Source organism: Streptomyces sp. NPDC096152, assembly GCF_044763235.1.
In the GTDB taxonomy this organism is placed as follows: Bacteria; Actinomycetota; Actinomycetes; order Streptomycetales; family Streptomycetaceae; genus Streptomyces.
In genome coordinates this window covers 368,241-381,132 of record NZ_JBIWFW010000007.1, presented here as the reverse complement: position 1 = coordinate 381,132, position 12,892 = coordinate 368,241, and the positions used below count along the sequence as shown (strand labels likewise).

9 protein-coding genes are annotated in these 12,892 nt (G+C 70.6%); 3 read left to right on the top strand and 6 right to left on the bottom strand.

Translation table 11 applies throughout. The annotated features are described in order from the left end of the window. The first annotated feature begins 99 nt into the window (after positions 1-99). Entirely contained in the window at positions 100-1,377 is a 1,278-nt protein-coding gene (locus tag ACIQ9G_RS25090; RefSeq protein WP_403613418.1) for a M48 family metallopeptidase, read from the top strand. An 84-nt stretch (positions 1,378-1,461) separates the two neighbouring features. On the opposite strand, the gene ACIQ9G_RS25085 is transcribed toward ACIQ9G_RS25090, so the two are convergent. The 6 genes from ACIQ9G_RS25085 to rsmI all read right to left on the bottom strand — a co-directional run bounded on the left by ACIQ9G_RS25085 (position 1,462) and on the right by rsmI (position 7,808). Next, positions 1,462-2,370 (bottom strand): 4-(cytidine 5'-diphospho)-2-C-methyl-D-erythritol kinase, encoded by a 909-nt coding sequence (locus ACIQ9G_RS25085; RefSeq protein WP_403613415.1) that lies wholly within the window; start codon positions 2,368-2,370, stop codon positions 1,462-1,464. Continuing rightward, positions 2,371-3,282, bottom strand: a complete 912-nt coding sequence (gene rsmA / locus ACIQ9G_RS25080) for a 16S rRNA (adenine(1518)-N(6)/adenine(1519)-N(6))-dimethyltransferase RsmA (RefSeq protein WP_403613412.1) — start codon at positions 3,280-3,282, stop codon at positions 2,371-2,373. A gap of 43 nt (positions 3,283-3,325) precedes the next feature. After that, positions 3,326-4,876 carry a ubiquitin-like domain-containing protein gene (locus tag ACIQ9G_RS25075; RefSeq protein WP_403613810.1) on the bottom strand — a complete coding sequence of 517 codons (1,551 nt, stop codon included), beginning with the start codon at positions 4,874-4,876 and terminating at the stop codon, positions 3,326-3,328. Between the two features lie 273 nt (positions 4,877-5,149). After that, positions 5,150-6,028 (bottom strand): TatD family hydrolase, encoded by an 879-nt coding sequence (locus ACIQ9G_RS25070; protein WP_403613410.1) that lies wholly within the window; start codon positions 6,026-6,028, stop codon positions 5,150-5,152. Positions 6,029-6,075: 47 nt separating this feature from the next. Further along, a complete protein-coding gene (locus tag ACIQ9G_RS25065; RefSeq protein WP_356188072.1) occupies positions 6,076-6,504 on the bottom strand; it encodes a hypothetical protein in 429 nt (142 codons plus the stop codon). Positions 6,505-6,962: 458 nt separating this feature from the next. Continuing rightward, the gene (gene rsmI / locus ACIQ9G_RS25060; protein ID WP_403613407.1) at positions 6,963-7,808 is read right to left on the bottom strand and encodes a 16S rRNA (cytidine(1402)-2'-O)-methyltransferase; all 846 of its coding nucleotides are present in this window, start codon (positions 7,806-7,808) and stop codon (positions 6,963-6,965) included. A 145-nt stretch (positions 7,809-7,953) separates the two neighbouring features. Between rsmI and ACIQ9G_RS25055 the strand changes: the two genes are divergently transcribed. Together ACIQ9G_RS25055 and ACIQ9G_RS25050 are read left to right on the top strand one after the other, a co-directional pair. After that, positions 7,954-9,699, top strand: coding sequence for a dolichyl-phosphate-mannose--protein mannosyltransferase (locus ACIQ9G_RS25055; protein WP_403613404.1), 1,746 nt, complete (start codon positions 7,954-7,956; stop codon positions 9,697-9,699). A gap of 448 nt (positions 9,700-10,147) precedes the next feature. Continuing rightward, the gene (locus ACIQ9G_RS25050; RefSeq protein WP_403613401.1) at positions 10,148-12,793 is read left to right on the top strand and encodes an ATP-binding protein; all 2,646 of its coding nucleotides are present in this window, start codon (positions 10,148-10,150) and stop codon (positions 12,791-12,793) included. Positions 12,794-12,892 lie beyond the last annotated feature (99 nt).

Here is a 12,892-nt window from a genome sequence, read left to right as displayed (position 1 = left end):
TTTACCGCCGTAACCGCTTTACCGCGGGGGAAGCCGCATGATCAGCTACGCCTGTCATGAACAGGACGGCCTCTGGGGAGGGCCGGGGGGAGGAACGCGGTGAGCACCGCTGCACGACAGACGCTTCAGCCATGCCCGGAGTGCGGGGCGGAGATCCGCGCGGACGGCCGGTTCACCGTGTGGTGCGCCGCCTGCGACTGGAACGTGGACCCGGGGCGGCCCGAGGACGACGGCGGCCGGCTCGAACGGCTGCGCCGCGCGCTGGCCCGGCGGCACGGCGAGGCGCTGTTCGCCGCCACGGGCGACGGCCGGGGGCGGCGGCCCGGCCGGGACGCGGCCGGCGTCGTCGCGTACGTGATCGCGGGGGCGATCCACGCCGTGACCCTGGGCCTGGCCGTCGCGGGGCTCTGGTTCCTGCTGACGGGGTGGGGCGGGTTCGCGATGCTGCTCGGCCTGCTCCTGCTGGGGGTGGCCTGGCCGCTCAGGCCACGGCTCGGCCGACTGCCCGAGGACGGCATCATCCTGCGCCGGTCCGACGCCCCGGAGCTCTACGCCCTCGTCGACGAGGTCGCCCGGGCCGCGGGCACCAGGAGCGTGGACGCCATCGCGGTGGACGGGCAGCCCGACGCGAGCGTGACCGGCCACGGCCTGCGCGGCCGCCTGCTCACACTGGGCCTGCCGCTGTGGGAGGTGCTCACCCCGCAGCAGCGCATCGCCCTGCTGGGGCACGAGCTCGGCCACTGCGCCAACGGGGACACGCGCCGCGGACTGGTGGTGGCGACGGCCTACCGGTCGCTCGCCACCTGGCACTACTTCCTGACCCCGATCCGCGACCCGAGCGCGGCGGAGATGGTCGTCAACCTCCTGTACCTCGTGCCCCGCGCGCTGGTCCAGGGCCTGCTGATGGTCTTCGAGGTGCTCACCGCACGCGCCACGCAACGGGGTGAGTACCTGGCCGACTCCCTGGCCGCCCGGGTCGGCTCCACCGAGGCGGCGGTCGGGGTCATGGACCTTCTGCTGGTCATGGACTCGGTGACGGTCACCCTGCACCGGGAGGTCGGCAGGCGCCGGATGGCCCGGCGCGGCGACCCGGCGAACCTCGGCGAGGGGCTGTGGGAGGAGCTGGCCGCCCACATGGGGTCGGTCCCGGAGTCCGAGTACGAACGTCAGCGCCGCGCCGGGGCCCTGCGCGGGCACAGCGTGGGCTCCACCCACCCGCCGACCCACCTGCGCCGCCGGTGGCTGCTCGACGCCCCGGCGCTCAGCGCCTCGGTCGTCGCGGACACCGACCGCGCCGAGCGCGTGGCCGCCGAGCTGGCCGGGGCCCGGCAGCGCGTGGCCCGGCAGCTCGTCCGGGACGGGCTCGGCGGCGCCTGACCCCGCCGGGGGCGGACGCCCCCGGTCCCGCTCCGGCCCGTACGGCCTCGTCCGCGAGCGCCGAACGGGCCGGCACTCCCGCCGCTACGAGGCTCCGCTCACCACGGTCGCCCCCGGCACCGGGCCCGCCGCGGTGCGGGCCGTGCGGCAGGTGCCCGTCGCGCGGAGGTCCCGGGCGATCCGGGCCGCCGCCTCGGCGTCACGGGCGAGGAAGGCGGTGGTCGGGCCGGAGCCCGAGACCAGGGCGGCCAGGGCGCCCGCGGCGCGACCCGCCGCCAGGGTGCCGGCCAGCTCGGGGAAGAGGGACAGCGCGGCGGGCTGCAGATCGTTGGAGACGGCCGCGGCCAGCGCGTCCGGGTCGCCCTTGGCCAGCGCGTCGAGCAGGTCCTGCGAGGCGACGGGCTCGGGGATGCGCGTGCCCTCGCCGAGCCGGTCGAACTCGCGGAAGACCGCCGGGGTGGACAGCCCTCGGTGGGCCGTCGCGAACACCCAGTGGAAGGTGCCGCCCACCTCCAGCGGGCGGAGCAACTCGCCCCGCCCGGTGCCCAGCGCGGCCCCGCCCACCAGGCTGAAGGGCACGTCGCTGCCCAGTTCGGCGCAGATGTCGAGCAGCTCCTCGCGGGAGGCGTGCGTCCCCCACAGCGCGTCGCAGGCCACCAGCGCGGCCGCCCCGTCGGCGCTGCCGCCCGCCATGCCGCCGGCGACCGGGATGTCCTTGGCGATGTGCAGGTGCACGTCCGGGCTGCGACCGTGACGCTCGGCGAGCGCGAGCGCCGCACGGACCGCCAGGTTCGTGGCGTCCAGGGGGACCTGGCCGGCGTCCGGGCCCGCGCAGGTGACCCGCGGCCCGTCCGCCGACGCGGTGGCCGTGACCTCGTCGTAGAGGCCGACCGCCAGGAAGACGTTCGCCAGGTCGTGGAAGCCGTCGGGCCGGGCGGCACCCACCGCCAGCTGGACGTTGACCTTGGCCGGGACGCGTACCGTCACGCTCACTTACTCGGACTCCTCTTCCGCGGCCGCCCGCGCCGGAGCGGCCCCCCGGGACGCGGCCGCCTCCGCGATCCGCGCGAACTCCTCGACGCTCAGCGACTCGCCGCGCGCCTGCGGCGAGACGCCCGCGGCGACCAGGGCCGCCTCGGCGGCCGCCGCGGAACCCGCCCAGCCCGCGAGCGCGGCCCGCAGGGTCTTGCGCCGCTGCGCGAAGGCCGCGTCGACGACGGCGAACACCTGCTTCTTGGTGGCCGTCGTCCTGATCGGCTCGGCCCGCCGGGTGAGGGAGACCAGCCCGCTGTCGACGTTCGGCGCGGGCCAGAAGACGTTGCGGCCGATGGCGCCGGCCCGCTTGACCTCGGCGTACCAGCCCGCCTTGACGGACGGCACGCCGTACACCTTGGAGCCGGGCCCGGCGGCGAGCCGGTCGGCGACCTCCGCCTGCACCATCACGAGGGTGCGCTCGATGCTCGGGAAGGTGTCGAGCATGTGCAGCAGCACGGGCACGGCCACGTTGTACGGCAGGTTCGCCACCAGCGCGGTGGGGGCCGGGCCCGGCAGCGCGGTCACCTGCATCGCGTCCGAGTGGACCAGCGCGAACCGGTCGGCGCGGTCCGGCATGCGGGCGGCGATCGTCGCGGGCAGCGCGGCGGCGAGGACGTCGTCGATCTCGACGGCGGTGACGCGGTCGGCGACCTCCAGCAGCGCGAGGGTGAGGGAGCCGAGCCCCGGCCCGACCTCCACGACGACGTCGTCGGGACGGACGTCGGCGGTGCGGACGATACGGCGGACCGTGTTCGCGTCGATCACGAAGTTCTGGCCGCGCTGCTTGGTGGGACGCACACCGAGGGCCGCCGCCAGTTCGCGGACGTCGGCGGGGCCCAGCAGGGCTTCGGGGGTGGGGCTGCTGCTCACGGAGCAAGGGTACGGGGCGCCCCGCCCGGCTCCCGCACCGCGCTCAGCCGTCCAGCCGTCCCCCGCACTGCGGCCAGGGACTGGTGCCCCGGCGGACGTACAGCTTCTTCGCCCGGTACGTCTGCTCCTCCGGCGAGGCGTCCTGCGGGCGCCCCTGGCCGCCGAGACTGTGCCAGGTGTGGGTGTCGAACTGGTACAGCCCCCCGTAGGTCCCGGAGGGGTCCACCGCGTGCGCCCGGCCCCCGGACTCGCACTCCGCGAGCCCCCGCCAGTCGAGGTGGTCGGCCCCCCGCACCGACGGCGGATGCGCCCGGGTGCCGACCTTCACCACCTGCGTGCGCGGCTCGCGCACCACCTCGGAGTCGAGGCGCCGGGGCCGCTGGCGCACCCCGTTGACGGTCCGCAGGGCGTACGTCACCCGGCGCACCCCCGGCTTCCCGGCCCGCTCGACGATCTCGGTGCCCCGGAACAGCGTGGGATCGTCGGTGCGCCGTACCTCGAAGGGGATCGGCTCCTCCCGCACCTCGCGCGACCCGGTGATGCGCAGCACGGTGACCGTCTGCCCGTCGCGCGGGAAGCTGTCCGGCGGGACGGAGGTGGCGTCCTGGCCGCGCAGGGTGACCCCGGCCGCCTCCACCGCCTCCCGCACGGTCGCCGCGTTGGTGCGGACGGTGCGGGCCCTGCCGTCGGCCATGACCGTCACCGTGCGCTCGGTGCGCACGTCGAGCGCGAGCCCGGCGCGCCCGATGGGCCGGGAGCGCGCGGCCGACAGATGAGCGCCCTCGGCGCGCACGCCGAGCTGCCGGAGCGCCCCGTCCACGGTGCGCGCCGTCGTCCACACCTCGTGCCGTTGTCCGTCGAGGGTGAGCCGCAGCGGCCGCCCGAAGCGCACCGCCACCTCGTCCCCGCTGGCCAGCGTCGCGTCCGCGCCGGGCGTCACCACGTCGTGCGCCCCGATCTCCACGCCTTCCTCGGCGAGCAGCTCGGAGACGTCGTCGGCGAAGGTGTGCAGGGTGCGCGGGCTGCCGTCGACGTCGAGTTCGACGGCCTTGTCCTGGGCGACGAAGGCGGTGGTGCCGCCGGCCAGGAAGGCGACGACCAGCGCCTGCGGCAGCAGCCGCCGCACGTTCGGCTCCGGGCGCTCCGCGGGGCGGGCCCTGCGCCGGCGGGCGCCGCGCCGCCCGGCGGTGTCCGTCCGCGGACCGCCGTCCGGGTCACGCGCCTCGCCCGCCGAAGCGCCGCGGCCCTGCCGGGGCAGCACCGGCTCGGTGATCTCGTACGCGGGCCGGTAGGTGTCCGCCCGGGCCCCGGGCAGCCCGTCCACGACGGTGGTGCCGGCGCCGCCGGGCCCGGCGGAGGCGTCGAAGCCGTCGAGCGCGGTGGGGGCACCGAGCGGTGTGGTGAGGCCTGGGGCGCCCGCATTCCGGAAGAACATGTCGCCGCCGTGGCCGCCGTAGCCGCCGTACACCCCGTAGGCCACCGTCTCGGCGCTGTGCACGTCCGGCGGCGGTTCCGGGGCGGGGACCACGCCGGGGCCGTACGGCTCGTACGTCTCGTACGGCGTCCCGTGCGTCTCGTACGGCATCCCGCACATCTCGTGAGACGTCCCGCACATCTCGTACGACGTCCCGTACGGCCCGTCCGACGTCCCGTACATCACGTAGGACGTCCCGAGCGTCTCGTACGTCTCGTACGGCGAGTTGCCGTTGCTCACACCGACACGCTCCAGAGGGCCGAGGGTCCGAGGGTCCGGATCGGGCCCACGCAACCTAGCGGAGCGCTCGTCACTCTCCAAAGTGACATGAATACGCATGGTCATGATCGGGCTCGAGGCGAACCCAGGTGGGCGTTATCGGTCGGTTGTGCGTCAGTAGCCGAAGGCGCGTGCCGTGTTCGCCGCCAGGGCCGCCGCCAGCGTGTCCTCGTCGATGCCGCGCACCTCGGCCATCGCCCGCACCGTGATCGGAACGAGGTACGGCGCGTTGGGCCGTCCGCGGTACGGCGCAGGGGTCAGGAAGGGCGCGTCGGTCTCCACGAGGACCAGCTCCAGCGGCGCCACGGCGAGGGCGTCCCGCAGGTGCTGGGCGTTCTTGAAGGTGACGTTGCCCGCGAAGGACATGAAGTACCCCGCGCCGGCGCACTCCTCGGCCATCTCCGCGTCCCCCGAATAGCAGTGGAACACCGTCCGCTCGGGAGCGCCCTCCTCCTTGAGGACGCGCAGCACGTCGGCGTGGGCGTCGCGGTCGTGGATGACCAGGGCCTTGCCGTGCCGCTTGGCGATCTCGATGTGCGCGCGGAAGGACCGCTCCTGCGCCGCCTTGCCCTCGGGCCCGGTGCGGAAGTAGTCGAGCCCGGTCTCGCCGACGCCCTTGACCTGAGGCAGCGCGGCCAGCCGGTCGATCTCGGCGAGCGCCTCGTCCAGGCCCGCGTCGCCGCCCGGCTCGCGCGCGCCCTGCCGGGACCAGCCGTCGGGATCGCCGTGCACGATGCGCGGGGCCTCGTTCGGGTGCAGGGCGACCGTCGCGTGGACGGCGTCGTACGCCGCGGCCGTCTCGGCCGCCCACCGCGACCCGGCGAGGTCGCAGCCGACCTGCACCACCGTGGTCACCCCCACCGACGCCGCCTTGGCGAGGCCCTCCTCGACGGTGCCGGACTGCATGTCGAGGTGGGTGTGGGAGTCGGCGACCGGGGTCCGGAGGGGTTCCGGGAGCGGTGGCGCCGCGTTCTTGTCGGCGTTCGAAGGCATGCCCCGATCCTACGAAAGGGGCAGGCCCCGACCGCTCCGGGCGGGCGTCAGCCGGCCTTGCGCTGGAACGGGTGCAGCAGGTCGGACAGGTGCCAGTGATGGCCGTGCCGCTCCCGGTCCGCCGCCTCCTCCCCGGACGGGGACTCCGGCGCGGGCGGCGCTGGGTCCATGACCGGGCCCGCCGGGCGCTGGTTGCGGTGCAGGTGGTACTGCACGGACGACACCTGCCCGGCCCGCATGATCCGCACGACGTGACCGTCGCAGTTCTGGCAGCTGGGACGGCTCAGCGGGGACGGGACGACCCGGCCGTCCGCGACGTACAGCACGAAATCACCGCCCTCGGCGTCCGTGTGGTGCTCTATCTCGTACGACTGCTCCCAGCCGTGTCCGCAGCGCATACAGGCGAACGCGTACGACTCGTTGACGACGGCGGTGGCCCCTTCACGCAGGCCGGTCTGCCCTGAGATCTCACTCATGCCAGCTCCTGTTGTCCGCTGGACAAGCGCCCCCGGCGAGGGGATTCCCCCCGGAATCCCGTCAGGGGCGAGGGACGGGTGCGTCCCTCGTCCCAGTGGACGCCTCCACCAGCGCGAACGCATCAGTCCTGTCGAACGTTGGAGGCGATTTGGCGGACGCTTGCCCCAGGGCACCCGAACGGCGGGTGGTTGCTTTGCCTTGCATGACGCGGCTTTGCCGCCCGATGGGGCGCACGCTCACCAGAGATGCTCCCTGCTCAGAGAGGGTGTGGCCGCTCTCACACCGACAGGCCCGCGCGCCACGGTGACCCGCACGTCACGGCGGCACATGCGTCGTCACAGCGGCCCGCACGTCACGGCGGCACGCACCGACCGGCCCTCCGACCGGCACTTCGACCGGCCCTCCGACCGGCGCCGCGGGTGTCACACCGAAGGGCGCCGCCTCCGCGGGGGCCGGCTCAGCCCGCGTGCTTGGCGGCCACCACGGCGTCGAACACCTCGCGCTTGGGTACGCCCGCCTCCGCCGCGACCGCCGCGATCGCCTCCTTGCGCCGCTCCCCGGCCTCCTCGCGGACCCGCACCCGCCGCACCAGCTCCTCGGCGCCGACCTCCTCGGGCCCCTTCTCGGGCGCCCCCTCCACCACGACCGTGATCTCGCCGCGCACGCCCTCGGCCGCCCAGGCGGCCAGCTCCCCGAGCCCCCCGCGCCGTACCTCCTCGTACGTCTTGGTCAGCTCCCGGCACACCGCGGCCCGCCGGTCGGCGCCGAACACCTCGGCCATCGCCGCGAGGGTGTCGTCGAGCCGGTGCGGAGCCTCGAAGTAGACCAGCGTGCGCCGCTCGTCCGCGACCTCCCGCAGCCGGGACAGCCGCTCACCCGCCTTGCGCGGCAGGAATCCCTCGAAGCAGAACCGGTCGACCGGCAGCCCCGACAGCGCCAGCGCGGTCAGCACGGCGGACGGTCCGGGCACCGCGGTCACCTTGACGCCCCGCTCGACGGCCGCCGCGACCAGCCGGTACCCGGGGTCGGACACGGACGGCATGCCCGCGTCCGTCACCAGCAGCACCCGCGCGCCGCCGGCGAGCTCCTCGACCAGCTCGGGCGTACGGGCGGACTCGTTGCCCTCGAAGTACGACACCACCCGCCCCTTGGGCTGCACGCCGAGGGCCTGGGTCAGCCGGCGCAGTCGCCGGGTGTCCTCGGCGGCGACCACGTCGGCGCCGGCCAGCTCCTCGGCGAGCCGGGGCGGCGCGTCCTGAAGGTCGCCGATGGGGGTGCCCGCCAAAACAAGGGTTCCAGTCACGCCCCCCATCCTCTCAAGGGCGCCGGCCCGGGAGCGCCGCCTCCCTCCCGGTCCCCGCCACCACCGCGGCCTCCGCGGAGACCGCGTCGCGGCCGGAACCGCCCATGCGCGGGACTCACACAGAACCGTTCCCTACGATGGCGCGGTGACCAGTACCGCGTCCTCCACGGACACCCGGCAGGGACCGGCCCCGCACGACCGCCGGCCGTCGTGGCAGCAGCGGCTGCGCCGCTTCGGCTGGCCGGCGGGGCCCACCAGCGACGTCGGTGTCACCGACCGGCTGGTGCCGCCGTACGCGCAGCCGAGCCCGAGACTGTGGGCCGCCCTCGGTGTCCCGGGGACGCTCGCCCACCGACTGACCCGCTGGTCGGGCTGGGGCGGGCCGCTGCTGGTGACGCTGCTGGCCGGCGTGCTGCGCTTCTGGAACCTGGGCAGCCCGAAGGCGGTGATATTCGACGAGACGTACTACGCCAAGGACGCGTGGGCGATCGTCCACCGCGGCTTCGAGGTCAACTGGGACAAGAACGCCAACGACCTGGTCCTCAAGGTGGGCAGTCACATCGGCATCCCCACCGACGCGGCCTACGTCGTGCACCCGCCGGTCGGCAAGTACGTGATCGGCCTGGGCGAGCTGGTCTTCGGCTTCGACCCGTACGGCTGGCGCTTCATGACCGCGCTGCTCGGCACGCTGTCCGTGCTGATGCTCTGCCGCATCGGGCGCCGGCTGTTCCGCTCCACCTTCCTCGGCTGCCTGGCGGGCGCGCTGATGGCGGTGGACGGGCTGCACTTCGTGATGAGCCGCACCTCACTGCTCGACGGCGTGCTGATGTTCTTCGTGCTGGCCGCCTTCGGCTGCCTGCTGATCGACCGGGACCGGGCCCGCGCGCGGCTCGCCGCCGCCCTCCCGGCCGACGCCGACGGCCGGATCCGGCCCGACGCGCACACGGCGGAGCACACCCGGCTGGGGTGGCGCCCCTGGCGCTGGGCCACCGGACTGCTGCTGGGCCTGGCCATCGGCACCAAGTGGAACGGCCTGTACATCCTGGCCGCCTTCTGCGTGATGGCGGTGCTGTGGGACGTCGGCTCCCGCAGGGTGGCCGGGGCCCGGCACCCGTACGCGGCGGTCCTGAAGCGGGACACCGGCATCACGTTCCTTGCGACGGTCCCGGTGGCGATCGCCGTCTACCTGGTCTCGTGGACCGGCTGGATCCTCTCCCCCACCGACGGCACCGGCGGCTACTTCCGCAACTGGGCCGCGACCGACGGCAGGGGCGGCAACTGGACCTTCCTGCCGGACTGGCTGCGCAGCCTGTGGCACTACGAGCACGAGGTCTACAAGTTCCACGTCGGCCTGTCCTCGCCGCACACCTACCAGTCCAACCCGTGGAGCTGGCTCGTCGCCGGCCGCCCGGTGTCGTACTTCTACGAGTCGCCCTCCCCCGGCGCGGACGGCTGCCCGGCGGACGCCGGCGAGAAGTGCGCCCGCGAGGTGCTCGCCCTCGGCACACCGGTGCTGTGGTGGGTGGCGTGCGTCGCCCTTCTGTACGTGCTGTGGCGCTGGTTCTTCCGCCGCGACTGGCGCGCGGGCGCCATCGCCTGCGGCGTCGCGGCCGGCTACCTGCCGTGGTTCCTGTACCAGGAGCGCACGATCTTCTACTTCTACGCCGTGGTCTTCGTGCCCTTCCTCTGCCTGGCGGTCGCCATGCTGATCGGCGCGCTCGTCGGCCCACCCGGCTCCACCGACACCCGCCGCGTCACCGGCGCCACCGCCGCGGGCGTCCTGGTCCTCCTGATCGCCTGGAACTTCATCTACTTCTGGCCCCTCTACACCGGCACCGCCATCCCCATCGACGACTGGCGGGCTCGGATGTGGCTGGACACCTGGGTCTAGCTGCGGAGACGTGACACGCGGCACGGCGGCCTGCCGCGCCGCTGTGGTCGTTGTCGGTCGTCCGTGGCTGTCCTGGGCCGCCGTCGGACGGCCCAGGGACGGCCCAGGCATGAGGCCCGAGCGGAGCACGTGAGCCAGGTGCCGACGTCCGTTCGCATCCCGTCCTGACCTCACAGATCCGCGATGCCGCGGACATGGCCGTTGGCCCCTTAGCCTTCGATCATGCGTGGGTCCTCATGACCTAACCCAGAGGAGCAGTTGGGGGTGTCCCCTCTGCCGAGTTGACGAAGGCCCTCATGCCTCGTCAACTCCGTCCATCCATATGGCACTTCTTAGGCAGACTGAGGCCATCCACCTCGTAGACTCTGAGGGATCAAGCGTGGACAATCAGTGATCGCTGTCCGCACTGAGAGTTCCCAAGCCGAGAGGCCGGGAGAGAGGGGCACTGGTGGAGTCCACGCACGAGGGGCCGGAGCAGTTGGCGTTCGGCGATGAGAGCGTCACCATTAGTCCTGCTCCGTTCGTGGCGGCTTCGCAAGGCCCGCGAGATCTCGTCCCAGTGCGCATCTCGTTGGCGATTATTGAGCGCTTCTCTGACGGACTCTACAGTTCGCCCAACAAGGCCTTCGAAGAACTAGTTTCGAACTCATACGATGCCGGAGCCGAGAATGTATGGGTTTACATGCCTGGTGACCTGTCATCTCCGCACGCCTCCATTTTGGTTATTGACGATGGCGAGTCCATGGACGTACAAGGCCTCCAGGATCTATGGCGAATCGGCAAATCACGTAAGCGTGAAGACGACTCTAACGGCAAGCGGCGCGAACCGATCGGAAAGTTCGGCATCGGAAAGCTTGCTACCTATGTATTGGCCCAGGAACTCACTTACATCGTCCTGAAGGACGGAACGTATCGCGCAGTGACCATGGACTATCAGATGGTCCAAGGTGACATGAGTGACCCACACACCCTTAACTTGGAGGTTGCCGAGCTCGATCGCGAAGAAGCGCGAGAGGCTTTGCTGTCCAACCTGCGAGATTACGGCGAACGCATGAAGCCTGTTCTGGATGCACTCTTCCCGGAGGGCAAAGCCGGACCAGAACATTGGACAGCCGCCATTATGACTCGACTTAAGAAGCAGGCACAGGGTATCCAACAAGGACGTCTTAGGTGGGTACTCTCTACCGCCATCCCGTTGAACCCTTCTTTCAACCTCCTATACAACGGAGACCCCATTGAGGCGTCTAAAGCCCAGGGGGTAGAACAGTGGCGCTTCACGATTGGTCAATCCGAAGACACCCTTGCTCCTGACTCAAGGATTGGCACGCCAGAACACGTCGAGGTGAATGGGGAACGTCTACCTGCATATAGGCTCCCTCTTGCCGGAGCGGTCTGGGGGCAGGCTCAGCTATTCGAAGATTCCCTTAACCGCGGACAGAGCGGCAAACTAGGTCGGAGCCACGGCTTCTTCGTCAGGGTGCGGGGCCGGTTAATCAATCTAGATGACGCTACTTTCAACGTCGGCGTCGACCTACACTATGGCACGTTCTCCCGCTTTAACATGGTGATTAACGCCGATGAACTTGATGCACTCGTGGCTAGCCCCCGAGAGAGCCTCATGGATTCGCCGGAAGTGCGCGAACTGAAGACTTACATGCTCGCCGTCTTCAACAGGTCACGCTCAGTTTTGAAGAAGCGCGATGATGACGACGAGATTCCTCTTCTGACGCAACAAGGTCGCATTTCCAATCCACCTCCCGGGCTTACCCAGGGCCCTCTCAGAAGAATGCTGCGGCGAGCATCTCAGGGAGATGAGCAGGTACGAGAGTCTCTCGGCATCAAGGTTGATACAACGATGCTCCCTGACACCTTTACGCAGGGAGGAGGAGAGGTCCTTGAACAGGTCCTCGTCGAGCCCGCAGGCGAGGAAACTCGTCTGATCTCATATGACCCGCAGCGGCGCGCGGCTATCCTCAACCAGGCTCACCCGTTCGTCAGTAACTATATCGATCGAGATGGCACCCAAGAGGCGCTGCAAATTCTCGGCCTGACAGAGTTGCTGACCCAGGCTTACATGCTTGACGAAAACATCGATGCCGCGACCGTAAATCGGATCATGAAACGGCGTGACGCTTTCCTGCGTGACTTCGTCAGCTATCACCCAAGATCCGCTCCTGTTATCGCGAAGAGTCTGCGCGATTCAAGCAATGACGAGAAAGCCCTTGAGGACGCAGTCGCCGATGCCCTCACCGTTATGGGATACAGCGTACAGAGGATCGGCGGCAGCGGAACACCGGACGGAGTTGCTACCGTCCGACTCGGCCGCCGCGGAGGGGGAGGTAGCGAAAGCTACGCACTCACCTACGACGCTAAGTCCAGCGGATCTGAGGCACGACGAGCCCTGGAGCCGGAAAAGCAGAAACAACCTGCAAGAGCGCCGCGCATTCAAGCCGGCACAGCCAGAACCTCAGTTCTTCGAGTTCACCGAGAACGGGCCGCAGAGCAGTTCAAGCTTGACGTACCGCCTAAGTTCACGCTTCTAGTAGCTCCTGGCTTCCAGGGGGATGGCGACGAAAAGGCCCTCATCGGTGATATCTGCCGCAATGACGGCATTACCCCAATTACCGTGGAGGACTTGGCGCGTCTGGTTGAGCTTTTCCCCTTGCGGCGTCTATCTCCGCTGAAGCTTTTGAACCTTTTCGCGACTCACGAGCCCAGCGAGGCGCGAGCATTTGTGGATGCCATCGAGGCCCAGAAACCCCCAGTTGCCCCTCCCGTGGCTGAGGTCATTGAGTTGCTTGTCCAGTACTCAGAGCGACGAACTCCGGTGACGGTAGATACCATCGTGACCGCCGTGTATGAGCGGAGCGGTATTGACCTCGACCATGAAGAGGTCGCAGCGATTGTGCGGGGCCTGGCTGCCCTTGCGCCCGCTACGATGTACTTCGACGGGCAACTCGTAGCGCTTAATGCATCACCGCAGGGACTCATTGGCGAGCTTCGTCAAACCCTCGGCGAGTATCCGAATAGGCTCGCAGAGACCTACAAGATTGCTATTCCAGTTCCTCAGCAACGCGTAGGAGACGATCAGTGATTACCGCCACCAGGGCTGCCGTGCATCCGTTTCCCGCACGCATGGCGCCCGAACTCGCAGCCGCTAAAGTCTCTAGTCTTGCCCCTAACGCGGTGGTGC